We start from the raw sequence: 22,401 nt of genomic DNA on the forward strand, positions 1-22,401 counted from the left end.
GATCAGCGCTTCCCGCCGTCGCCGGCCTCGAGCTGCGCCTTCAGGGCCGCGAGCTTGGCGAAGGGCGAGTCCGGATCGGGCGCCCGCTCGCGCCGCGGCGGCCGCTGGTCGGGCCGCGGGCCGGAATGGCGCTGCTCGGCGCCGCGCTGGTCGTCGCGGCGTTCCGGACGGCCGCCCTCGAAGCGGTCGCGGCGCGGGCCGCGGTCCCGGCCGGGGCGCGGGCCACCGTCGCCCTCGGCCCGGCGCTGCTCCGGCCGGCCACCGTCGGGACGCCCCTGTCCCGAATGCTGGCCCTGCTGGCCGCCGTCGCGCCCCCGACCAGCCCCGCGGGGACGGTTCTGCGGGCGCTGGTGGGCCGGGCGCTGGTGGCGCTGCAGGCGCCAGACCTCGATCTGCGGGATCTCGGCTGCGCCCTCGCCCTCGGCACCAACGGCCTCGGCCGTCTCGGCCGACTCGGCCGCGTCGGGCTCCACCTCGGCGGCCGCGTCGGGCGCGGTCTCCTCGGCGATGGGTTCGGCCGCCGGCGCGGCGTCCGCCTCGGCCGGCTGCTCCGCCTCGGCGTGGGGCGACTCGGTCGCAGATGTCTCGGTCGCGGGCGCCTCGGTGGCCGCGTCGACCGGCGTGCCGGCCGACTCGTCCGCAGTCTCGCCCTCGGCGGGCTCCGCCTCGAGGGCGGCCGGGGCTTCCTCGGCCGCGTCAGCGTGATCGGCGGTGGTCTCGACACCCTCGGCGGCCGGGGCCTCGTCGCCGACCGGCTCGGCGGCATCAGCCTGCGCGGCGACAGCCTCCTCGGAGGAAGCCTCGGCGGCGGTCGGCGCCGCCGGCGCGGTGGCGGCAGCGGGGACGAGCGGCACCGTGATGGCCGGGCCGGGGCGCGCCTCGGAATTGTAGCCGAGCGACTTCAGGATCGAGGCGAAATCCTCGCCCGAGCATCCGACCAGCGAGGTCATGCCGACGGTGGCCACGAAGCCGTCGCCGTCGGCGGTGCCGTCCGGCGGGGCGCCCGGGGTGGTACCGGGCCGGTAGGCGATCGCCGGGCGGATCAGGTCGGCGAGCCGCTCCAGGATGTCGACCCGCACCGCCCGCTCGCCGCTGACCCGGAAGCCGGCCGCGCGGTAGAGGCCCTTGGCGATCTCGCGGTCGACCTTGATCGAGGTGCGGCCGGAGCCGGCGAGATGCGCGATCTCGTCGAGGCCGCGCTGGTCGAGGCCGCCGTTGCGCAGGGCCCAGAGCTGAGCCGCGAGCGTGCGGGGCGCCGGCTTCAGCAGCGCCGGCAGGAAGATGTGGTAGGCGCCGAACCGGACGCCGTGGCGGCGCAGGGCGCCGCGGCCCTCCTGGTCGAGGCTGCGCATCTCGTGCGCCACCTTCGAGCGCTCCAGCACGCCGAGCGCCTCGACGACTTGGTAGCCGATTCCCTTGGCGAGGCCAGTCAGGTCTGCCGCGGTCTCGATCTCCATCAGCGGCCCGAGCAGCCGCACGATGTAGGCCTTCAACCACGCTTCGAGGCGCGCCTCGACCTTCTCGCGATGCGCGCCGGTCAGGCTGTCGTCCGCCAGCAGACGGATCTGCGGGGCGAACAGCTTCTCGCCGGGGGTGAGCTTGGCGACGGGCGCGCCGGTCCAGCGGATCGTGCCGTCGTGCGAGAGCACGAGGGTCGAATCGGCCGTTGCCGAAAACCGCTCGGCCCGGGACTCGATCTCCCCGGCGAGCGCCTTCTCGGCGGCGCTCCTCAGGGTTTTGGCCTCGTGCCCCTCGGCGCTGGCATCGGGAACGAACAGAAATCCGTGAAGGTGGCCGACATGCTGACCCTCGACGGTGACGTCACCGTCGGCGGTGATCTGGGCTTCGAGCATCGTGTTCTCTCTCAGGCGCCGCATCAGGACGCTTGTGCGCCGGTCGACGAAGCGGCTCGCGAGGCGTTCGTGCAGGGCGTCGGACAGCCTGTCCTCTACCCGACGCGTCTCGCCCTGCCAATGTTCTGGGTCGCGCAGCCAGTCGGGACGGTTCGCCACGAAGGTCCAGGTGCGTCCCTGGGCAATCCGGCGGGACAGCGTGTCGATGTCGCCGTCGGTCCGGTCGATCATCGCGACCTGCTCGGCGAACCACGTGTCGGGGATGCGGCCCGCCATGCCCTTCATGAGGAATCGGTAGAGCTGCGCCACGAGGTCGGCGTGCACCTGCGGGTGGACCTTGCGGTAATCCGGCACGCCGCAGACGTCCCACAGGCGGCGCACCGTAGCGGCGCTCCGCGCCATGTCGCGGATGTCGTCCTCCTTCATGAGGATCTCGAGGGCCTGCTGGTCCTCCCCCATGGGCGCGCGCGTCAGGCCCGATTCGCGCGGGTGCTCGTCGAGGCTCGCCTGCAGGCCCTCCAGGCTGCCGAAGCTGAGATCCGGATTGCGCCACTGCAGGATGCGCAGGGGATCGAAGTCGTGGCTCTCCAGCCGCTCCACCAGCTCGGCCTCGAAGGGCGGGCAGCGTCCGGTCGAGCCGAAGGTACCGTCCGCGAGGTGGCGGCCGGCGCGCCCCGCGATCTGGCCCATCTCGGCGGGGGTGAGCTTGCGGAAGCGGGTGCCGTCGTACTTCCAGTTGGCCGCGAACGCGACGTGATCGACGTCGAGGTTGAGGCCCATCCCGACCGCGTCGGTGGCCACGAGGTAGTCGACGTCCCCCGCCTGGTACATCTCGACCTGGGCGTTGCGGGTCCGCGGCGACAGGGCGCCCAGCACCACCGCGGCGCCCCCGCGCTGGCGGCGGATCAGCTCGGCGATCGCGTAGACCTCCTCGGCCGAGAACGCCACGATGGCGGTGCGCCGGGGCAGGCGCGACAGCCGCTTCTCCCCCGCGAAGGTGAGCTGCGAGAGCCGCGGCCGGGTCGTGGTGTGAACGTTCGGAATCAGGTCCTGGACCAGCGGCAGCATGGTCGAGGAGCCGATCAGCAGGGTCTCCTCCCGGCCGCGGACGTAGAGCAGGCGGTCGGTGAAGACGTGGCCGCGATCCATGTCGGCGGCGAGCTGGATCTCGTCGATGGCGACGTACGCCACGTCGAGGTCACGCGGCATCGCCTCGATGGTGCAGATCCAGTAGCGCGGACGGTCCGGCTTGATCTTCTCCTCGCCCGTGACGAGGGCGACCTTCTCGGGGCCGACCTTCGCGACGACGCGCAGGTAGACCTCGCGGGCGAGCAGCCGCAGGGGCAGCCCGATCATGCCGGTCGGGTGGGCGAGCATCCGCTCGATGGCGAGATGCGTCTTGCCGGTGTTGGTCGGCCCGAGGACCGCGGTGACGCCGCGGGCGCGGGCCTCGCGGGACAGCGAGCGGCTGGGCGTGGGGCGGAGCAGCGCGTCGATGGTCGGCGGTTCCTTCGAGCGGGAAGGCCGTCGCGGCGCCGTCGCGGCGCGGGCGGGGAGGCGGGTTCGACCGGCCGACCGCGTCAGGGACGCTAGGGCCGGTACGGTCCTCCCCCATATGGGATGCCGCCGCCGCCAGGTCCAATCTGCGGCGTGATCATCGGGTAGACGTCGATCTGCGTCGTCGGCGTGCCCGGCTGCGGCGCGAGGTCGGCGCAGAGCGTGTCGGGGGTCGCGACGAGGGGGCCGCGGCGGGGCGGCCTGTTCTCGACGACCTCGGCCGACGAGAAGGCGTCACCGCCGCACCCTGGATCGGCGGACCCGGCACTGAGGGACTGCGCCGCGGCCGGCCCCGCGAGCGCGGCCAGGGCGAGGGCGAGGGCGATTCGGAGGGCAGGCGAGCACATCCGGGCATTATCGCCGGGAACGTGAAGATTCCCTCCACCCGCGCGGCCGCGGTCCCCGCCGCGAGTGTTCCCACCGGCCCGGCGCCTCCCTGGGTCATCTCGCAGCACGCGCCGATGGCGCGGGCCGCGTCGAGCCCGGCTGCGACCGGTACGTCGATCAGTCGACGCCCTCGACGAGCACCACCTCGCCGATGCCCGCGGGCCGGCGCTTGGCTACGGCAGCCTGGTACTCGGGCGAGAAGTAGTAGGTGCGCGCCGCCTCGTAGGACTCGAATTCCAGCACGACGTTGCGCGGACGGCCCTCGCCCTCCAGCGCCTCGCAGCGGCCGCCGCGCACCAGCGGCTTGCAGCCGTACTTGCGCATCGCCTCGGAGGCCATGGCGGCGTAGTCCTTGTAGGTGTCCGGGTCGGTGACCGTCATCCGGACGATGATGTAGCCCTTGGGCACTGCTGACCTCCCCGCGCGGCTGCCGCGCCGCGCCGAGGTGCCGGGAAACCGGCCGCCGGTCAAACGCTCCCTGACGCGCCGCTACTGCCCGGACAGGCTCGCCTGCGCGACACTGTTGCCGGCGGCGCCGGCCGTGCCGGTGGTCGTCGGCGTGCCGCTCTGGCTCCAGCGTGTGGCCTCGATGATGTTGGTGCCGATCGTGGTGAGCACCGAGATGCGCAGCGGGATCAGGACGCGCGTCCCCTCGACGGGGGCGAGCCAGACCGACATCTCGCGGTTCTCCTCCATGAACTTGACGCCCGGCCGGTCCGGCCGGTGGCCGGCGACCGCCTGGTAGCGGGCGTTGCATACGAGGACTTGCCCCGCATAGCCGGGCTTCTGCACCGGGCGGGTCTCGGCGTAGCTCAGCACCACGTTGAAGCGGGTGGCGCCGTCGAAGACCGGCAGGGTCCGGTTGCAGTTCTCCGGGTCGAGGGGCTCGCCGCGCCCCTGGGTCGGCATCAGCAGCGCGCTCACCGGGTCGATGATGCCGCGCTTGTTGGCCGGGGTGACCGGCACGCGGTCCTGCATGTCGACGAGCGGCGGCGTGATCTCGGCCTGGACGACGTTGCCGCGCGCCAGGGCCATGCGCACCGCGATGCCGGAACTCGCCGTCTGGGTCGCGATGGCGAAGGCGCCGGGCTGCGGCGCGGCCGAGAAGCTTCCCGAGGCCCGGGCGGAGCCCTTGCCGCCGGTGATCGCGCCGACGAGGCCGGTGAGCACGGCCGACACGTCCATCATGTAGCGGTCGCGGTCGAAGGAGCCGGCCAGGCGGGCCGTGCCGATCGGGAGACCGGCGAGGTTGATACCGTAATCGACCGCCACGGTCGCGGCGGCGGGCGCGGCCCGCTTGGCCCGCGACGTCCGCGCGCCGGCATCGGTCGGGGCCGCGAGGACCGCGACCGCGAGGAGGCTGCCCGCGAGGCGCCCGGCAGCGTGCTTCTTCGACGGCTTGATCATTCGACGGATTGGCGTGGCGCTCATGATCCGGATCGCATCCCAGGGCGGGCGGGCCAAGACACTCGCTCGAACGCACCCTCTCGAACACACCCGCTCGCCGACGTCCTCTGCGACGCACGGAGCGGGGAGAGGCGCCTTCCTGCAGGTGGAAGAAGGCTATATCCCGGCATCGTGGTTAACAGACCGTTGGTCGTCCGGCGCGATGCTGAACCCCGCCGGCACCTTGACGCACCGCGCCTTCGTCGCCTATAGGCTCGCGCCTTCAACAGGACTCCGCCGGACCTGGAACACGCAATGGGCGCCGCCCGCTGCGACGATGATCGCGCCGGCCGCGATCGGGTCTTCACCGGGCGGAACGAGACGGGATCGTTTTTTATCATGGCGCGCCGCTGCGAACTCACCGGCAAGGCCGTTCAGGTCGGCCACCTCGTGAGCCACTCGAACCGCAAGACCAAGTGCCGGTTCCTGCCGAACCTGTGCAACGTCACCCTCCAGTCCGACGCGCTGGGCAAGCGCGTCCGCCTGCGTGTCACGGCGCACGCCCTGCGCTCGGTGGAGCACCGCGGCGGCCTCGACGCCTTCCTGATCAAGGCCGGCGAGGGTGACCTGTCGCAGACTGCCCGCCTCCTGAAGCGCGAGATCCATAAGAAGCTCGCCGAGACCCCGGCCGCCGCGGCCTGAGTCGTCGGGCTTCACGCCCCTATCGGACGGTTTGAACCGCCGTGGCCGTCGAGGCCGCGGCGGTTTCCGCTTGTTTGCGGCTGGCATGCCACTTCAAGCAATCCAGAGCTCGGCCGCAGGCTGCCGTCAATGTCCGGCCGATGCCCCTGCGCCGTCGTTGCGAGCGGAGCGAAGCAATCCAGGCGGCGCCACGTGGACAAGCCCCGCGCCGCCCTAGGTCACTTCGCTGCGCTCGTGATGACGGAGGGGGCTTCGCCGTCCAAGTTGCGAACATGAACCGTGTCGAGGTTCGGATCTGCCAGCTTCCTCGACGCGGATCGTCTGTTGCGCGCGGCAGCGCGCGGCGTGATTACCGCCGCCCGCCCGCTGCGCGCAGCATCCGCCCCGTCGGCGCCGCGCCGTCCTCCTCGAACAGCTCGGCGAGCTTCTCGGTCATCGCCCCGCCGAGCTCCTCGGCGTCGATGATCGTCACGGCGCGGCGATAGTACCGGGTCACGTCGTGGCCGATGCCGATGGCCAGCAGTTCCACCGGCGAGCGCGTCTCGATCTCCTCGATCATCCAGCGCAGGTGCCGCTCCAGGTAGTTGCCGGCATTCACCGACAGGGTCGAATCGTCCACCGGCGCGCCGTCGGAGATCACCATCAGGATCTTGCGCTGCTCCGGCCGTCCGAGCAGGCGCTTGTGCGCCCAGTCCAGGGCCTCGCCGTCGATGTTCTCCTTGAGCAGCCCCTCGCGCATCATCAGCCCGAGGTTCTTCCGCGCGCGCCGCCAGGGCGCGTCGGCCGACTTGTAGACGATGTGGCGCAGGTCGTTCAGGCGGCCGGGATTCGGCGGCTTGCCGGCGGCGAGCCACGCCTCGCGGCTCTGGCCGCCCTTCCAGGCGCGGGTGGTGAAGCCCAGGATCTCCACCTTCACGCCGCAGCGCTCCAGTGTCCGCGCCAGGATATCGGCGCAGGTCGCCGCCACGGTGATCGGCCGGCCGCGCATCGAGCCCGAATTGTCGAGGAGCAGCGTGACCACCGTGTCGCGGAAATTGGTGTCCTTCTCCTGCTTGAAGGAGAGCGGCTGGTACGGGTCGATGACCACGCGCACGAGCCGCGCCGGGTCGAGCTGCCCCTCCTCTAGGTCGAACTCCCAGGCGCGGTTCTGCTGGGCGAGGAGGCGGCGCTGGAGCCGGTTGGCGAGGCGGCCGACCACACCCTGCAGGTGCGAGAGCTGCTTGTCGAGGTAGGAGCGCAGGCGCGACAGCTCGTCGGCGTCGCACAGCTCCTCGGCGTGGATGACCTCGTCGAACCGCGGATTGAACACTTTGTACTCGGGCCCGCGCGCCTCGTTGCCCTGCCGCTGCGGCGGGCGCGAGGCCTCCGAGGCCTCCTCCGACTCCGCGTCCTCGGCCTCCTCGGGCAACTCACCAGACGGTGCGTCGGCGGATTCCTGGGCGCCCTCCTCGATCTCGTCGGAGGCCTCCTCGGAGGTCTCGATCTCGGCGCGCTCGCCCTGGCTCTTCTCCTCCGAATCGCCCTCGCTGGGGTTCTGCTCGTCGTCCTGGGCGTCGTTCTCGTCGTCGTTCTCGTCGTCCTCCGCGTCGAACGGCGTCTCGTCCGACATGTCGAGGGAGGTGAGGAGGTCGCGCACCGAGCGGGCGAACTTGCGCTGATCCTCGATCGAGCCGAGCAGCCCGTCGAGGTTCGGGCCGGCCTTGGCCTCGATATGCTCGCGCCACAGCTCGACGATCTTGGTCGCGGCCTCGGGCGGCTTCTGGCCGGTCAGGCGCTCGCGCACCATCAGGGCGACGGCATCCTCCATCGGAGCGTCGGCCCGGTCGGTGATGGACTCGTACTTGCCGCCGCGATGGTAGCGGTCCTCCAGCATCGCCGAGATGTTGCTGGCCACGCCCGCCATCCGGCGCGACCCGATCGCCTCGACCCGGGCCTGCTCGACCGCGTCGTACACGGCGCGCGCGGGTGCGTTCTCGGGGGCGAGACGGCGGTGGACGGCCACGTCGTGGCAGCCCAGCCGCAGCGCCATGGCGTCGGCGTTGCCGCGCAGCACCGCGACGTCCTGCGCCGAGAGCTTGCGCGGGGGCTCAGGGAGGCGGGCCTTGTCGCCGGTGAGCGCCGGCCGGTCGGTCGCGTAGGTGACCTCGACCTCGGAGCGCCGGGCGATGGCGCGCAGGCACCCGGCCACCGAGCGCTTCAGGGGCTCGGCCACGGGTTCGCGGCGCTCGCCGGGCTTGCGGTTGGAGATGGACATCAGCGCTACCGGTCGTCCTCGAACGCGAAGGGGCGGTTCAGGATCTCGTCCCAGCTGTAGGGACAGTCCGCGGGCAGGGTTTCGGGCGATCGCTTCATCTCGCGAGCGGCTCGGATCCGACCGATCCGGTAGCCTTCGCTGGCGGCTTCGGCGATGCGCGGCTTGAGACCTGAATTTTTGCGCACCTGCCTGTCGATCCGCACGCGCTGTTCCGCAATCGTCAGCGACCAGCTTCGGCTGCGCCGCTCGGGCTGGTGATCCCATTTGAGGGCGTGGGCGAGAAGCACCTCGATCGCGCTCTCGAGCTTATCGTACTGCTCCGAACCCACGTCGCTCAGCTCCTCGGCGATGTTGTCGAGGTCGAGCGCGTCCACCCGGCCGGCGCGGAGCAGTGCCACCTGCTCCTGAACCCAGGTGTAGAGATCGTCCGCGTGGCGGGTCCGTCCCCGCGCGTGCGCAGTCGCCGGGGCGTCCTCGCGCGTCGGGGCCGGATGCGCCATCGCGTCCTCCATGCGGGTCAGCTCAGCGCGACGTTCACCGCGCTCTCGGGCAGCTCCTTGCCGAACGCGCGCTGGTAGAACTCGGCCACCAGCGTCCGCTCCAGCTCGTCGCACTTGTTGAGGAACGTCACCCGGAAAGCGAAGCCGATATCCTTGAAGATGTCGGCGTTCTCGGCCCAGGTGATCACCGTGCGCGGGCTCATGACGGTGGAGAGGTCGCCGTTCATGAAGGCGTTGCGGGTGAGGTCCGCCACGCGCACCATCCGGTTGACGATGTCGCGGCCCTGGTCGCCCCGGTAATGCGTCGCCTTCGACAGCACGATGTCGACCTCGCGGTCGTGCGGCAGGTAGTTCAGCGTGGTGACGATCGACCAGCGGTCCATCTGACCCTGGTTGATCTGCTGCGTGCCGTGATAGAGGCCCGACGTGTCGCCGAGGCCCACCGTGTTGGCGGTGGCGAACAGCCGGAAGGCCGGGTGCGGGCGGATCACGCGCTTCTGGTCGAGGAGCGTCAGCCGGCCCGAGAGCTCCAGCACGCGCTGGATCACGAACATCACGTCCGGGCGGCCGGCATCGTACTCGTCGAACACGAGCGCGACGTTGTTCTGCAGCGCCCAGGGCAGGATCCCGTCCTGGAAGGCAGTGACCTGCTTGCCGTCCTGCAGGACGATGGCGTCCTTGCCGACGAGGTCGATGCGCGAGACGTGGCTGTCGAGGTTGATCCGGATGCACGGCCAGTTCAGCCGGGCAGCGACCTGCTCGATATGGGTCGACTTGCCGGTGCCGTGATAGCCGGTGACCATCACGCGGCGGTTGCGGGCGAAGCCGGCCAGGATCGCGAGCGTCGTCTCCCGGTCGAAGATGTAGTCCGGGTCGACATCCGGCACGTGCTCCTCGGGCTCGGCGAAGGCCGGCACCTTGAGGTCGAGGTCGATGCCGAAGACATCGCGGACGGAGACGGTGCGGTCGGGCAGCGCGGCGGGCGTAGCGTCAGAGAGCATTCGGAACCTCGTGAGGCGCGGGCGCTCCACTTCCAAACAGTGAAGCATCCGCGCGGAAGGACGTCGAGCCGGGCCTCCGCGGCGGGGCGGAGCCATCCTTAGACGGCGGCGCGCTCGCGCGCCACCGACCGGCTTGGATCCCATATAGGGCCGCCCCGCGCGGTTTGCCCTATCCTGGGTGCGAACCGGCGTGCATCGTTCGTGCCGCTCAGCAGAGACCGGCCGCGCGGAGCACGTCGTGGGCGCGGATGATGTCGCGCAGGCGCTCCTCGAAGGAGCGGTCGCCGCCGTTGGCGTCCGGGTGGAAGCGCTTCACCAGCACCTTGTACTGCGCCTTGATGGCGGCCGCGTCCGCGCCCTCCTCGAGGCCCATCACGTCGAGGGCGCGGCGCACCGTCGCCGAGTGCTTGGGCTTGCGCGGCTCCTCGGGCTGGCGGGCACGCCGGCGCGCGTCGCCGACGCCCTCGCCGCGCAGGATGCCGAGGGGATCGACGTAGGCCCAGTCCCGAACCGGCTCGTCCGCCGGCTTGGCCTCGCCGGTCCGGTTCACGCCCATCGCCCAGGTTGGGCGATGACCGATGATCGCGTCCTTCTGGTACGCCTGCACGGCGGCGTCGTTCATGCCATCGAAGTAATTGTAGGTGGCGTTGTAGGCGCGGACATGGTCGATGCAGAAGCGCCAGTACTGGCCCTCCGCCTTCCGGCCCTTCGGCGCCCGGTACAGGCCCGGATGGGTGCAGCCGGGGCTCTCGCAGCCGGCTTCCGCGGCGGGCTTCGGCTCGTCGCAGGTCGGCTTGATCCGGATGCTGTCGAACAGGCGCGAGTTGAGATCCATGACGGGCCGATTATGAGGGGGCGGACCTGAGACACAAGGGCACCGGGCCTGATGACGCATGCGCGGGATCGGGCTTGACGGCGCCCACGGACACGACGCGAGGGCACGATGACGGACGGTGCGGGCGCGGGCGGCACCCTGCGGGACTGGATGGAGGCGCGGCTGCGGGAGCAACTTGCGCCGGCGCGGCTCGACGTGATCGACGAGTCGCATCTGCATGCCGGCCACGCCGGAGCGCGGCCGGGGGGCGAGACCCATTACCGGCTCGACATCGTCGCGTCGGCGTTCGAGGGCAAGAGCCGCGTCGAGCGGCACCGCTTGGTGAACGCGCTGCTCGACGACGCGTTCAAGCGGGGGCTGCACGCCCTCGCGCTCCGCGCCCGCACGCCGGCCGAGGCGGCCTGAATCGGGGCTCCGCGCGGGACGAGGGCGGGATCGCTCCGACGGGGCGCGGTGTACGGGACGGGAGGCACGAGACAGATATGGTGATGGGGCCGCCGATCCGCATCCGTCCGCCCGTGGGCTGCGCACCAGACGCGGGCGCGCGGCCGGGGAGGGTGCCATGCCCCTGCGGGTAACGCCGCGCATCGCCATCGACGAGGACGAGATCGAGCTGTCCTTCATGCGCGCCTCGGGCGCCGGCGGACAGAACGTCAACAAGGTCGAGACCGCGGTCCAGCTGCGCTGGGCGGCGCTGGCCTCGCCCGCCCTCGACGAGCGGGTGCGGGCCAATCTGGTGCGGCTCGCCGGACGGCGGATGACCAAGGACGGCGTTCTCGTCCTCGCCGGGCAGCGGCACCGGACGCAGGAGCGCAACCGGGCCGACGTGCTGCAGCGGCTCGTCGATCTGGTGGCGGAGGCGGCCAAGCCGCCGCCGCCGATCCGCCGGCCCACGAAGCCGACCCGGGGCTCGCAGGAGCGGCGCATCGGCGCGAAGAAGAGCCGCGCCGCGATCAAGCAGGGCCGGGGCAGCGTCCGGGATTCGGACGGCTGACCCCGATCCCGCCGCGGCCGGGTCTCAGTGGATCGCGTCGATGACCTCGGCCTTCGGGCTGGCGTCGGGCGCCGGGGAGGAGCCCGCCACCAGAGTGCTGCCCGGCTTGGCGATGGTCAGGACGATCGCGATCATCGCCAGGATGGCGGCCAGCGCCGCCGGGAAGAGGAAGGCCGATTCGCCGTAGCGCATGTCGAGCAGGCCGCCGACGACGGCGCCGGTGCTGAGCCCGGCCCAGAGCGGCGCCTGGATCCAGAAGGACGGCGCCACCGTGCCGAGCAGCAGGTTGGCGCAGCCCGTGCCGAAACGCACCACGGCGCCCGTGACGTAGGTGAGCGCCAGGGAGCGGCCGCCCTCGTCCTGCAGCGTCGCGTTCTGAAGGCCCAGCGCCAGCACGATCGGGTAGGCGTGGAGCGGGTAAGCGAAGGTGCCCCAGGGCATCAGCAGGCCGCCGGCGAGCAGCAGGGCCTGGAGCGTCAGCAGCACGGCGAGGCGCCAGCGCCCGACCCAGGCGGCGATCAGCGTCCCCAGGAAGGCGCCGAAGCAGAACATGCAGATGGTGCTGGCGACGCGGCTGACGTTCTCCCAGTCGGCGTTGGCCACCGCCACGCCGAAGCGGGTGGTGTTGCCCGACATGAACGACATGAAGAGCTGCGAGAATTCCAGGAAGCCGATGGAGTCGGCGCAGCCCGCGAGCGCCGCGAGGGCGATCGCGAAAGGGATGCGGGTTCGCGGATCGGCGGGAAACGACTTGTCGGCCGGTGGTTCAGGTTTCCGCTCCGGTGCTGCACCACCTGTCCGACTTCCGTATTCCGCCATGCTGATCCCCCGATCGAGCCGCCGCGCCTAGTCGCGGTCGACTGACAATGGACGAATAGCGGAGCGGTTTCATGCCGATGTGCGCCGCAACACAACGACGCGCCCCGGCACTGGCCGTCCGCCCTCGCGACGGACTTCCGCCGGTCTCGTCGTCAGCAGCTCCAATCCGGACGCGGCTGCCTTCGCCGCGATGTCGGCCTCCGCGTGGGCGTAGCGGCCGTCCTCGCCCAGGACGGAACCGGGGCCGTCGTGGGCTTGCACCGTGACGGCACCGAGCCCGCCCGGCCGCAGGACCCGCCCCACCCGCGCCAGGAACGTCGCGAGGTCCGCGACGTAGATCAGGACGTCCGCGGCGAGGCAGAGGTCGGCCGACGCCTCCGGCAGGTCGGCCAGGGCGGCGCCGATGTCGCCCTCGACGAGGCGCTCGTAGAGCGGCCGACCCTGCGCCGTCTTGGCCCGCGCCACCGCCAACATCCCGGGGGAGAGGTCGATCCCGGTGAGATGGTCGACCCGGTCGCGCACGACCTCACCCATCAGCCCCGTGCCGCAGCCGAGATCGAGACCGACCGCGAAGCGCTCCGGAACGCGCGGCAGGGCGTCGCGGACGAGCTGCGGGCCGACATAGCCGAGGCCGTCCACGAGGTGGCGCTCGAAGCGCGGCGCGTAGCCGTCGAACAGGGCGCGGACATAGGCCGGCGACAGGACCGGGAGGGTGTCGCCGCCGCCCAGGCGGGCGAGGTGCGTGCGCACGCCCAGCCGGTCCTCGGGATCGATGTCGAGGGCGCGGGAAAAGGCCCGCGCCGCCGCGTCGCGCAAGGTCGGATCGGTGCCGGCGGCGGCCAGACCCGCGCGCGCCCGGCCCAGCAGGAGCCAGGCCGGCGCGTAGCGCGGGGCGCGTTCCAAGACCTGCTCGGCGAGGTCGGCGGCGCCCGCGTGGTCGCCCTCGGCGAGGCAGGCCTCGGCGTAGCGGTAGCGGCGATCGGCGAGAAGGTCGCCGGAACTGAGCTGCGAGGCCATGCGTCTGCCGGGTCGGGGGCGCCTATATACCGGGGCCACCGGCGGACTCCACCGGCAGCACGGACCCGATGCCGATACGCGCCAGCGATCTCCTCACCCTGACCCGCGAGGGTCTCTACTGCCCCCTCGGGCGCTTCCACGTCGATCCGACCTGGCCCGTGAAGCGCGCGCTGATCACGCACGGGCACGCCGACCACGCCCGCGCGGGCCACGGCCAGGTGCTGGCGACGCCCGAGACCCTGCGGATCATGGCGGTGCGCTACGGCGCGGATTTCTGCCGCCAGCGGCAGGAGGCGCAGCTCGGCGCGGCGCTCCGCGTCGGCGACGTGACCGTGCGCTTCGCCCCGGCCGGCCACGTCCTCGGGTCGGCGCAGATCGCCATCGAGCGGGACGGCGTCCGGGTCGTGGTGTCGGGCGACTACAAGCGCGCGCCGGACCCGACCTGCCTGCCCTTCGAGGTCGTGCCCTGCGACGTGTTCATCACCGAGGCGACCTTCGGACTGCCGGTCTTCACCCATCCCGACACGCGGGGCGAGGTCCGCAAGCTCCTCGAATCGGTCCGGCTGTTCCCGGAGCGCGCCCACATCGTGGGCGCCTACGCGCTCGGCAAGGCGCAGCGGGTGATGGCGCTCCTGCGCGAGGAGGGCTGGGACCGCCCGATCCACCTGCACGGCGCCATGGAGAAGCTGACGACGCTCTACAAGGAGGAGGGCGTGCCGCTCGGCGACACGCCCAAGGTCGTGGCCGCCGAGCGGAAGGACCTGCACGGGGCGATCGTGCTCTGCCCGCCCTCGTCGATCCAGGACTTGTGGTCCCGCAGGTTTCCCGACCCGGTGACCTGCTTCGCCTCGGGCTGGATGCGGGTGCGCGCCCGCGCCCGCCAGAAGGGCGTCGAGCTGCCGCTGGTGATCTCCGACCATTCCGACTGGCCGGACCTGGGCCGCACCATCCGCGACACCGGCGCCGGGGAGGTCTGGGTGACCCACGGCCAGGAGGACGCGTTGGTCCACTGGTGCGGGACCCAGGGGATCCGGGCGAAGCCGCTCCACCTGCTCGGCTACGGCGATGACGGCGAGGTCGAGGGGACCTCGGAGGCGGGCTCCGGGGCGGAGGCGGCGGCGTGAACGACTTCGCCCACCTGCTCGACCGCCTCGCCTACGAGCCGCGCCGCAACGCCAAGCTGCGCATGCTCCAGGACTACTTCGCGCGCACGCCCGATCCCGAGCGCGGTTACGCGCTCGGTGCCATGACCGGCACGCTGAGCTTCCGCGAGGCCAAGCCGGCCCTGATCCGGGGACTGGTCGAGGAGCGGATCGACCCGGTGCTGTTCCGGCTGTCGCACAATTACGTGGGCGACCTCGCGGAGACGACGGCGCTGATCTGGCCGGGACCGGCGGAAGCGCCGCGGGAACCGGGCCCCGGCCACAACAACCCGCCGCCGCACGTCCCGACCCTGGCCGAGGTCGTGGAAACCCTCGCGACCATCCCCAAGCGCGATCTGCCCCGCCATCTTGCCGACTGGCTCGACGCCCTCGACGAGACCGGGCGCTGGGCGCTCCTGAAGCTGGTCACCGGCAACCTGCGGGTCGGCGTCTCGGCGCGGCTCGCCAAGACGGCGGTGGGCGCGCTGGGCAACCACGACGCCGACGCCGTCGAGGAGGTCTGGCACGGGCTGACCCCACCCTTCGAGACCCTGTTCGCCTGGGTCGAGGGCCGGGCCGAGCGGCCCGAGACCCTGAACCCCGCGCCGTTCCGGCCGCCGATGCTGTCGCACCCGATCGAGGAGGAGGCCGACCTCGAGAAGCTGGAGGCCGGGGCGTTCTCCGCAGAGTGGAAGTGGGACGGCATCCGCGTCCAGCTCGTCGGCGGTCTCGACCGGGCCGGCCAGCAGGTCGGGAAGGTCTATTCGCGCACCGGCGAGGACATCACCGGGGCGTTCCCGGACCTCGCCGAGGCCATCACCTTCGCGGGCGCCCTCGACGGCGAGCTGCTGATCCTCCGCGAGCGGCGGGTGCAGAGCTTCAACGTGCTGCAGCAGCGCCTGAACCGGAAGGCCGTGACGGGCAAGCTCCTGGAGGAGTTCCCGGCCCACGTGCGGGCCTACGACCTCCTCACCCTGGAGGGCGACGACCTTCGGGCAGAGCCCTTCGCGGAGCGGCGGCGGAAGCTGGAGGCGCTGGTCACGCGCCTCGACCACGCGCGGATCGACATCTCGCCGCTCGTGCCCTTCGCGGACTGGGAGGCTCTGGCGGCCGCCCGGGCGGACCCGGCCTCGGTGGGCGCCGGCGCGGATGCCGACGCCATCGAGGGCGTGATGCTCAAGCGCCTCAACAGCCCCTACCTGCCGGGACGCCCCAAGGGACCCTGGTGGAAGTGGAAGCGCGAGCCGCACATCGTCGACGCCGTGATGATGTACGCCCAGCGCGGGCACGGGAAGCGCTCCTCCTTCTACTCGGACTACACGTTCGGCGTCTGGCGGGAGGCCCCCGAGGGCGGCGACGAGCTGGTGCCGGTGGGCAAGGCCTATCACGGCTTCACCGACGCCGAGCTCGCCAAGCTCGACCGCTACGTCCGCAACAACACCACCAAGCGCTTCGGTCCGGTGCGCGAGGTCGCCCACGGCCGCGAGGCCGGGCTCGTCCTCGAGATCGCCTTCGAGGGCGTGCAGCGCTCGACCCGGCACAAGTCGGGCGTGGCCATGCGCTTCCCCCGGGTCAGCCGCATCCGCTGGGACAAGCCGCCCGCGGAGGCCGACCGGATCGACGTGCTGGAACGGATCCTCGCCCGGGGCGAGCGCGAGATCGCGCCGGGCGCGACGCTGATGGAGAAGTCCGCATGAGGCAGGGACACGGACGGGAGGGCAGGATCGGGTCGGTCGAGGCGCTGGCCTCCGGTCCGGTGGAGCGTCACGCCAGCGCGCGCCTCACCGTCGCGACCCCGGGACCGGGCTTCACGGACTTCACCGCCGCGGTGGCCGCGTTCGTGCGCGACAGCGGCGTCCGGGACGGGCTCCTCACGGTGTTCTGCCGGCACACCTCGGCCTCGCTGACCATCCAGGAGAATGCCGATCCCGACGTCCAGACCGACCTGATGACCGCGCTCGACGGCTTCGCGCCGCGCCACGCCGGCTACGTCCACGGCGCCGAGGGGCCGGACGACATGCCGGCCCATATCCGCACCCTGGTCACCGATTCGGCCCTGACCATCCCGCTGGTCGGCGGGGCGCTGGCGCTCGGCACCTGGCAGGGGATCTACCTGATCGAGCACCGCGACCGGCCGCACCGGCGGGAGATCGTGCTGAGCGCCCTCGGGGCGTGACGCGTCCGCCGGCGTCGCGCGGGCGGCGCGGGCCGGCTCAGCAACATGCGGTCACACACCGTCGGTTAACCATAGTGGGTCCTTATCGGCTTCCGTCGGATCGGGGACCGTGCCGCTCCGGCGAACGGAGACCCCGATGGGCCTTTACACCGCGCTCTCGAACTCGATTTCCGGCGCCTCGGCGCAGTCGCTGGCCCTGAACAATATCTCGGGGAACATCGCCAACACCCAGACGGTGGGCTTCAAGTCCACCGAGACGCGGTTCGCCGACATGCTGGCCGAGACCCGGGACGGCACGCAGCTGACCGGCGGCGTGCTGCCGAGCACGCGCAACAGCCTCAACATCCAGGGCACGATGCAGTCGACCGGTGTGGCGACCAACCTCGCGATCTCGGGCAACGGCTACTTCGTCGTCAAGAAGAACACCGGGACGCCGGACAGCCCGGCCTTCGCCGGCGACACCGGCTACACGCGGCGCGGCGACTTCGCTCCGGACGCCAGCGGCTATCTCGCGAACGGCGCGGGCTACTACCTGTTCGCCGGCCCCTCGGCGACGACCCCCGTCCAGGTTCCGACCGGGGCGAGCACCCTGGCGAGCCTCGCGGTCTCGCCCGCCGGCACCCTCACGGGCACGGCCGCGGACGGCAGCACCCTGGCCCTCGGCACGCTGCAGCTGGCGCAGTTCGGCATGCAGGACAACCTCGCCTCGCTCGATGGCGGCACTTACGTGGCCACCGGCCAGTCCGGGACGCCGAGCTACGGCCTCAACGGCGCGACCATCACGGCCGGCTCGGTGGAGCAGTCCAATGCCGGGATCTCGGATCAGTTCTCGAAGATGATCGAGACCCAGCAGGCCTACACGGCCAACACCAAGGTCATGAGCACCACTGACCAGATGCTGCAGGACGCCATCGCGATGTACACCTGAGGCGGCCCCGTCAGAGGAACTTCAGCGGGTCCTTCTCGGGTGGGGGCGGCGCCACGTCGGCGCGGTTCCACCAGCCGCCGCCGAGGGCCACGAACAGCGCGGCGGTGTCGGCGTACTGGGTGGCGCGCGCCGCCGCCGAGGTCACCAGCGCCGAGAGGTAGCCCTGCTGGGCGATCAGCACCTGCGAGGAGGTGATCGCCCCGGCCGTGTACTGCTTGCGGATCAGCGCGAGGCTCTGGTTCGTGGCGCTCACCGCTGCGTCGGCGGCGGCCACGGCCTTCGCGTCGGCCTGGAGCGCGCGCAGCGCGTCCGCGACGTTCTGGAAGGCGGTGATCACCGTCGCCTTGTACTGCGCCTGCGCCTCCGTCAGCGATTCCTCGGCGGCCTGCTGGCGCCGGAACAGGGTGCCGGCATCGAAGATCGGCGCCGTCGCCTGCCCGATGATCGTGAAGAACGCCGCGCCCGGATTGGCGATCTGGGCGATCCGCGTGGCGCTGGAGCCGCCCGTGGCGGTCAGGCTGAACTGCGGCAGGCGGTTCGCCACCGCGACGCCGACATTGGCACTCGCCTGCTGCACCAGGGCCTCCGCCGCCTTCACGTCGGGGCGCTGCTGCACGAGCCGCGAGGGCAGGCTCACCGGGAGCCGGGTCGGCAGGCGCAGGGCGGCGAGGTCGAAGGTCTCGGAGACCTCGTCGGAGGGCAGGCGCCCCACCAGGGCGGTCAGCAGGTTGCGCTGCTGGGCGAGCGCCTTCTCCAGCGGCGGCAGGAGCTGCTGTGACAGCGCCAGCGCGGCCTGCTGCTGCACCACGTCGGCCCCGGCGATCTGACCCAGCGAGAGCTGCTTGTTGTAGAGCTGCAGGACCTCGGTCTGCGCCTGGATCACCTTGCGGGTCGCGTCGATCTGCGCGCGCAGGGACGCTTCCTGGATCGCGGCGGCGACGACGTTGGCGGTCAGGCTCAGGTAGGCCGCCTCCAGCTGGAAGCGCTGGTTCTCGGTGGTGGCCTCCAGCGACTCGATCTGCCGGCGATTCCCGCCGAACACGTCGGGATTGTACGAGACCACCGCCTGCGGCGTGGACAGGCTGTAGAGGTACCGGCTCTGATTGTTGAGGGGCGATTGCAGGTCGAGGCCGGGCGCCAGCGCCCCCTGGACCTGCGGCGTCGCGGTCAGGCTCGGGTAGAGGGTGCCCTTCTGGGCCAGCACGTTCTGCTGCGCCACCCGCAGGGAGGCCTGCGCGGCCTCCAGCGTTGGGTTGTTGGCGAGCGCCTGCTCGACGACGCGGTTCAGGGCCTTCGAGTGGAACAGCCTCCACCACTCGCCCGGGATGTCGGCGCCGGACACGAAGCTCTGGTCGGCCGAGCCGCCCTGCCGGGTCCGGATGTTGTCGGCCGCGGAGGGGTTCTGCAGCGGCTCCTTGGTGTAACGGCCGACCGGCGGAGCCTCGGGCGCCACGAAGTTCGGGCCGACCGCGCAGGCCGACAGGCCCAGGGAGGCCGCCAGCCACGCGGTCGCCCGTCCGCACCGTCTCGGCGCAAAGCTCACCATCCCGCCCCCGAAAACCTCACCTCGGTAGAGCGGCGCGACCCGCTGCCAAGTCAATCCGACCATCCCCGGGCGGCGCGCGCGGCGCGGCCGTTGTGGCCCCCCTGCAACGGGCCGCGCGCCGGCCCGCGTGGTCGTGAGCCGGCTCACGCGGCGGCCCGGTGCGCGGGCCGCGCCTGGGCGTCCGGGTTCGGGCGGCGTCGGGAGAACAGTGAGATCAGCACCGGGACGATCACGAGGATCAGGTTCGGCGCCAGGATGATGCCGCCCACCACCACGAGCGCCAGCGGCTTCTGCACCTGCGAGCCGATGCCGGTGGAGACCGCGGCCGGCAGCAGGCCGACGCAGGCCGCCACGCAGGTCATCATCACCGGGCGCATGCGGACCACGGCGGCGTGCCAGACCGCCTCCTGCCGCTTCCAGCCCTCGTCGAGCAGCTGGTTGTAGTAGGCGAGCAGGATCACGCCCTCCATGGTCGAGATCCCGAACAGCGCGATGAAGCCGATCGCCGCCGAGATCGAGAACGGCGTGCCGGTCAGCGCCAGGGCGAAAATGCCGCCGATCATCGCCATCGGGATGACCGACAGGGTCAGCAGCATGTCGGCCACCGATGAGAAGTTGATGTAGAGGAGCAGCGCGATCAGCAGCAGCGTGATCGGCACCACGAGGCTGAGGCGGGCGGCCGCCTCCTTCAGGTTGGTGAACTGGCCGACCCATTCCAGCCGGTAGCCTGGCGGGAGGTCGACCGCGTCGGCGACCTTGCGCTGGGCCTCGAGCACGGCGCTGCCGAGGTCGCGGCCGCGCACCGAGAACTTCACCGGGATGTAGCGCTGCTGGTCCTCGCGGTAGATGAACGAGGCGCCGGAGACGAGGTCGACGTCGGCGATCTCGGAGAGCGGCACCTGGATCACGCCGCCGTTGGGGTTCTGGGCGCCGACCGCGATGTTGCGGATGCCGGCGAGCGAGGAGCGGTACTCCTTGGCGAGCCGCACCCGCATCGGGAAGTGCCGGTCCGAGCCGTACTCGTAGAGGTCGCCCGCGGTCTGGCCGCCGATCGCCGCCTGGATCGTGGTGTTCACGTCGCCGATCGAGAGGCCGTAGCGGGCGGCCTTGTGGCGGTCGACGTCGATCCGCACCGTCGGCTGGCCGAGGGATTCGAACACCGACAGGTCGGTGACGCCGGGGACGGTGGCGAGCGCGGCCTTGACGGCGTTGGCGGTCTTGGTGAGCTGCGCGAGGTCGTTGCCGTAGATCTTGACCGAGTTCTCGCCCTTCACGCCCGAGGCGGCCTCCTGGACGTTGTCCTCGATATACTGTGAGAAGTTGAACTCGATACCGGGGAATTCTGCCTCCAGCTTCTTGCTGAGGTCCTGGATCAGCGTCTCCTTGTCGAGGCCCTTGCGCCACTGGTCGATGGGCTTGAGCGGCGCCAGGATCTCGACGTTGAAGAATCCCGTGGCGTCGGTGCCGTCGTTCGGGCGGCCCTGGTGCGACAGGACGGTGGTGACCTCCGGGACCTCCTGGAAGATCTTGCGCATGCGCTGGACGTAGGCGTTGCCGGCCTCCAGCGAGATCGAGGACGGCATCGTCCCGCGCACGTAGAGGTTGCCCTCCTCGAGACGCGGCAGGAATTCGAGGCCGAGGTTGCGGGCCGTGAGGCCCGAGACCAGCAGAACCGCCAGCATCACGGCGACCGCCAGGATCCGGTTGCGCAGGCCGAAGCGCAGGGCCGCCTCGTGGCCGACGCGCAGCACCCGCACGATCAGGGTGTCGCGCTCCTCGAGCTTCTTCGGCAGCATGAGGGCCGAGAGCGCGGGCGAGACGGTGAAGGTCGCCAGCAGGCCGCCGAGCAGCGCGTACGCGTAGGTCTTGGCCATCGGGCCGAAGATGTGGCCCTCGACGCCGGTCATCGTGAACAGCGGCAGGAAGCCGACGATGATGATCGTCGCCGAGAAGAAGATCGCCCGGTTCACCTCGCGCCCGGCGATCGCGATCGTGCCGAGCCGCCCGGTGAGGCCGTCGGGCGGATCCTCGCCCTTCACGTGATCGGGCTCGGCGATGTGGCGGAAGACGTTCTCCACCATGATCACGGTCGCGTCGACGATCAGGCCGAAATCGATCGCGCCGAGCGACAGCAGGTTGGCCGAGTCGCCGCGCACCACCAGGATCAGGATCGCGAAGCCGAGCGCGAACGGGATCGTGGCCGCCACGATGATCGCGCTCGTGAGCGAGCCGAGGAACAGCCACTGCACCACGAAGACCAGCACCACGCCGAAAACGAGGTTGTGCATCACCGTGTGGGTGGTGGTGTGGATCAGGCCCGAGCGGTCGTAGATCCGCTCGATCTTCACGTCGGGCGGCAGGATCGTGGAGCTGTTGATCTTGTCGATCTCGGCCTCGACCCGCTCCAGCGTCGGCAGGCTCTTGCCGCCGCGGGTCATGAGCACGATGCCCTCGACGATGTCGGGCTGGTTGTCGTGGCCGACGATGCCGAGGCGCGGGGCGTTCGACACGCGCACCTCCGCCACGTCTCGCACCAGCACCGGGGTGCCGTTGACGAGGCTGATCATCGTGTCGCGAATGTCGTCCATGTCGCGGATCAGGCCGATGCCGCGCACCACCGCCGATTGCTGCCCGACGTTCAGCGTCTGGCCGCCGACGTTGATCGAGGCGTTGTTCAGTGCGTTGGTCAGCTGCACCAGGGTCAGGCCCTGGGCCTGGAGGCGATTCAGGTCGACCGCGACCTCGTACTCCTTCGCCTTCCCGCCGAAGGCCGTGACGTCGACGACGCCGGGGATCGCCTTGAACCGGCGCTGCAGCACCCAGTCCTGCAAGGTCTTCATGTCCATGGGCGAGTAGCCCGCCGGGCCGACGAGCTTGTAGCGCATGATCTCGCCCACCGGGCTCGTCGGCGAGATCTGCGGCGTGGCGCCGTTGGGCAGGGTCGGCGCCTGCGACAGGCGGTTGAGCACCCGCTGCAGCGCCTGCTCGTACGTGTACTCGTAGTTGAACTGGACCTTCACGTCCGAGAGGCCGAACAGCGAGATCGTCCGGACCACCTGGGCGTTCGGGATGCCGGCGAGCGCCACCTCCAGGGGGATGGTGATGTAGCGCTCGATCTCGTCGGCCGACTGGCCCGGATTCTGGGTGATCACGTCGACGAGCGGCGGGACCGGATCCGGGTAGGCCTCGATGTTGAGCTGCGTGTAGGCGCCGTAGCCGACGCCGAGCATCACGACGAACAGCAGCACCACCAGCACGCGCTGGCGCAGCGAGAAGGCGATCAGGGCGTTCATCGGATCCCCGC

The 22,401-nt window shown here is 71.4% G+C and carries 19 protein-coding genes; 7 read left to right on the forward strand and 12 right to left on the reverse strand.

The window, feature by feature from the left end:
- Positions 1-2: 2 nt before the first annotated feature.
- The 4 genes from ABIC30_RS14525 to ABIC30_RS14540 all read right to left on the reverse strand — a co-directional run bounded on the left by ABIC30_RS14525 (position 3) and on the right by ABIC30_RS14540 (position 5,204).
- The gene (locus tag ABIC30_RS14525) at positions 3-3,341 is read right to left on the reverse strand and encodes a helicase-related protein (protein WP_181049153.1); all 3,339 of its coding nucleotides are present in this window, start codon (positions 3,339-3,341) and stop codon (positions 3-5) included.
- A gap of 101 nt (positions 3,342-3,442) precedes the next feature.
- Complete coding sequence (locus ABIC30_RS14530) at positions 3,443-3,757, reverse strand: hypothetical protein (RefSeq protein ID WP_020092690.1); 315 nt, start codon at positions 3,755-3,757, stop codon at positions 3,443-3,445.
- A gap of 157 nt (positions 3,758-3,914) precedes the next feature.
- Complete coding sequence (locus tag ABIC30_RS14535) at positions 3,915-4,205, reverse strand: DUF1330 domain-containing protein (RefSeq protein WP_020092689.1); 291 nt, start codon at positions 4,203-4,205, stop codon at positions 3,915-3,917.
- 81 nt (positions 4,206-4,286) lie between these two features.
- Positions 4,287-5,204: a DUF3108 domain-containing protein gene (locus ABIC30_RS14540; RefSeq protein ID WP_020092688.1), complete on the reverse strand. Its 918-nt coding sequence runs from the start codon at positions 5,202-5,204 to the stop codon at positions 4,287-4,289.
- A gap of 378 nt (positions 5,205-5,582) precedes the next feature.
- On the opposite strand from ABIC30_RS14540, the gene rpmB reads away from it, so the two are divergent.
- Positions 5,583-5,885 (forward strand): 50S ribosomal protein L28, encoded by a 303-nt coding sequence (gene rpmB, locus ABIC30_RS14545; protein ID WP_012320636.1) that lies wholly within the window; start codon positions 5,583-5,585, stop codon positions 5,883-5,885.
- Between the two features lie 349 nt (positions 5,886-6,234).
- On the opposite strand, the gene cobT is transcribed toward rpmB, so the two are convergent.
- From cobT to ABIC30_RS14565, 4 genes are all read right to left on the reverse strand, one after another.
- Positions 6,235-8,139: a cobaltochelatase subunit CobT gene (gene cobT, locus ABIC30_RS14550; protein ID WP_020092686.1), complete on the reverse strand. Its 1,905-nt coding sequence runs from the start codon at positions 8,137-8,139 to the stop codon at positions 6,235-6,237.
- A 5-nt stretch (positions 8,140-8,144) separates the two neighbouring features.
- Positions 8,145-8,651 carry a DUF29 domain-containing protein gene (locus tag ABIC30_RS14555; protein WP_354455547.1) on the reverse strand — a complete coding sequence of 169 codons (507 nt, stop codon included), beginning with the start codon at positions 8,649-8,651 and terminating at the stop codon, positions 8,145-8,147.
- A 5-nt stretch (positions 8,652-8,656) separates the two neighbouring features.
- Entirely contained in the window at positions 8,657-9,640 is a 984-nt protein-coding gene (cobS, locus tag ABIC30_RS14560; RefSeq protein WP_012320633.1) for a cobaltochelatase subunit CobS, read from the reverse strand.
- 208 nt (positions 9,641-9,848) lie between these two features.
- A complete protein-coding gene (locus tag ABIC30_RS14565; protein ID WP_020092684.1) occupies positions 9,849-10,475 on the reverse strand; it encodes a J domain-containing protein in 627 nt (208 codons plus the stop codon).
- Positions 10,476-10,583: 108 nt separating this feature from the next.
- On the opposite strand from ABIC30_RS14565, the gene ABIC30_RS14570 reads away from it, so the two are divergent.
- Together ABIC30_RS14570 and arfB are read left to right on the forward strand one after the other, a co-directional pair.
- Positions 10,584-10,880 (forward strand): BolA family protein, encoded by a 297-nt coding sequence (locus ABIC30_RS14570; RefSeq protein WP_020092683.1) that lies wholly within the window; start codon positions 10,584-10,586, stop codon positions 10,878-10,880.
- A 157-nt stretch (positions 10,881-11,037) separates the two neighbouring features.
- On the forward strand, positions 11,038-11,469 hold the full coding sequence (gene arfB / locus ABIC30_RS14575) for an alternative ribosome rescue aminoacyl-tRNA hydrolase ArfB (RefSeq protein WP_056525821.1): 432 nt from the start codon (positions 11,038-11,040) through the stop codon (positions 11,467-11,469).
- 24 nt (positions 11,470-11,493) lie between these two features.
- Here the strand turns inward: arfB and ABIC30_RS14580 are convergent, their stop codons facing one another.
- Both ABIC30_RS14580 and ABIC30_RS14585 read right to left on the reverse strand, forming a co-directional pair.
- Positions 11,494-12,288, reverse strand: coding sequence for a YoaK family protein (locus tag ABIC30_RS14580; RefSeq protein ID WP_056525824.1), 795 nt, complete (start codon positions 12,286-12,288; stop codon positions 11,494-11,496).
- Positions 12,289-12,357: 69 nt separating this feature from the next.
- Positions 12,358-13,305 carry a class I SAM-dependent DNA methyltransferase gene (locus tag ABIC30_RS14585; protein ID WP_354455550.1) on the reverse strand — a complete coding sequence of 316 codons (948 nt, stop codon included), beginning with the start codon at positions 13,303-13,305 and terminating at the stop codon, positions 12,358-12,360.
- A 68-nt stretch (positions 13,306-13,373) separates the two neighbouring features.
- Between ABIC30_RS14585 and ABIC30_RS14590 the strand changes: the two genes are divergently transcribed.
- The 4 genes from ABIC30_RS14590 to ABIC30_RS14605 all read left to right on the forward strand — a co-directional run bounded on the left by ABIC30_RS14590 (position 13,374) and on the right by ABIC30_RS14605 (position 17,551).
- Positions 13,374-14,429 (forward strand): ligase-associated DNA damage response exonuclease, encoded by a 1,056-nt coding sequence (locus tag ABIC30_RS14590; protein ID WP_354455552.1) that lies wholly within the window; start codon positions 13,374-13,376, stop codon positions 14,427-14,429.
- On the forward strand, positions 14,426-16,144 hold the full coding sequence (locus tag ABIC30_RS14595; protein WP_132367148.1) for a cisplatin damage response ATP-dependent DNA ligase: 1,719 nt from the start codon (positions 14,426-14,428) through the stop codon (positions 16,142-16,144). The genes ABIC30_RS14590 and ABIC30_RS14595 overlap by 4 nt, the downstream gene beginning before the upstream one ends.
- A complete protein-coding gene (locus ABIC30_RS14600) occupies positions 16,141-16,623 on the forward strand; it encodes a secondary thiamine-phosphate synthase enzyme YjbQ (protein ID WP_020092677.1) in 483 nt (160 codons plus the stop codon). The genes ABIC30_RS14595 and ABIC30_RS14600 overlap by 4 nt, the downstream gene beginning before the upstream one ends.
- 136 nt (positions 16,624-16,759) lie before the next feature.
- Positions 16,760-17,551: a flagellar hook basal-body protein gene (locus ABIC30_RS14605; RefSeq protein ID WP_020092676.1), complete on the forward strand. Its 792-nt coding sequence runs from the start codon at positions 16,760-16,762 to the stop codon at positions 17,549-17,551.
- 10 nt (positions 17,552-17,561) lie between these two features.
- Here ABIC30_RS14605 and ABIC30_RS14610 read toward each other — a convergent pair whose 3' ends face one another.
- Positions 17,562-19,097 (reverse strand): efflux transporter outer membrane subunit, encoded by a 1,536-nt coding sequence (locus ABIC30_RS14610; protein ID WP_020092675.1) that lies wholly within the window; start codon positions 19,095-19,097, stop codon positions 17,562-17,564.
- Between the two features lie 143 nt (positions 19,098-19,240).
- Positions 19,241-22,390: an efflux RND transporter permease subunit gene (locus ABIC30_RS14615; RefSeq protein WP_020092674.1), complete on the reverse strand. Its 3,150-nt coding sequence runs from the start codon at positions 22,388-22,390 to the stop codon at positions 19,241-19,243.
- Between the last annotated feature and the right edge of the window lie 11 nt (positions 22,391-22,401).

It is taken from the genome of Methylobacterium sp. 1030, from assembly GCF_040544715.1.
Lineage (GTDB): Bacteria > Pseudomonadota > Alphaproteobacteria > Rhizobiales > Beijerinckiaceae > Methylobacterium.

Bases quoted from the DNA above. Each gene is read 5' to 3' on its own strand.
- ABIC30_RS14585 (WP_354455550.1), bottom strand. From the start codon at position 13,305: ATGGCCTCGCAGCTCAGTTCCGGCGACCTTCTCGCCGATCGCCGCTAC.
- ABIC30_RS14610 (WP_020092675.1), bottom strand. From the start codon at position 19,097: ATGGTGAGCTTTGCGCCGAGACGGTGCGGACGGGCGACCGCGTGGCTG.
- ABIC30_RS14570 (WP_020092683.1), top strand. From the start codon at position 10,584: ATGACGGACGGTGCGGGCGCGGGCGGCACCCTGCGGGACTGGATGGAG.
- ABIC30_RS14590 (WP_354455552.1), top strand. From the start codon at position 13,374: ATGCCGATACGCGCCAGCGATCTCCTCACCCTGACCCGCGAGGGTCTC.
- ABIC30_RS14600 (WP_020092677.1), top strand. From the start codon at position 16,141: ATGAGGCAGGGACACGGACGGGAGGGCAGGATCGGGTCGGTCGAGGCG.
- cobT (WP_020092686.1), bottom strand. From the start codon at position 8,139: ATGTCCATCTCCAACCGCAAGCCCGGCGAGCGCCGCGAACCCGTGGCC.
- ABIC30_RS14540 (WP_020092688.1), bottom strand. From the start codon at position 5,204: ATGATCAAGCCGTCGAAGAAGCACGCTGCCGGGCGCCTCGCGGGCAGC.
- ABIC30_RS14565 (WP_020092684.1), bottom strand. From the start codon at position 10,475: ATGGATCTCAACTCGCGCCTGTTCGACAGCATCCGGATCAAGCCGACC.
- ABIC30_RS14555 (WP_354455547.1), bottom strand. From the start codon at position 8,651: ATGGAGGACGCGATGGCGCATCCGGCCCCGACGCGCGAGGACGCCCCG.
- cobS (WP_012320633.1), bottom strand. From the start codon at position 9,640: ATGCTCTCTGACGCTACGCCCGCCGCGCTGCCCGACCGCACCGTCTCC.
- ABIC30_RS14580 (WP_056525824.1), bottom strand. From the start codon at position 12,288: ATGGCGGAATACGGAAGTCGGACAGGTGGTGCAGCACCGGAGCGGAAA.
- ABIC30_RS14605 (WP_020092676.1), top strand. From the start codon at position 16,760: ATGGGCCTTTACACCGCGCTCTCGAACTCGATTTCCGGCGCCTCGGCG.
- ABIC30_RS14615 (WP_020092674.1), bottom strand. From the start codon at position 22,390: ATGAACGCCCTGATCGCCTTCTCGCTGCGCCAGCGCGTGCTGGTGGTG.
- arfB (WP_056525821.1), top strand. From the start codon at position 11,038: ATGCCCCTGCGGGTAACGCCGCGCATCGCCATCGACGAGGACGAGATC.
- ABIC30_RS14530 (WP_020092690.1), bottom strand. From the start codon at position 3,757: ATGTGCTCGCCTGCCCTCCGAATCGCCCTCGCCCTCGCCCTGGCCGCG.
- rpmB (WP_012320636.1), top strand. From the start codon at position 5,583: ATGGCGCGCCGCTGCGAACTCACCGGCAAGGCCGTTCAGGTCGGCCAC.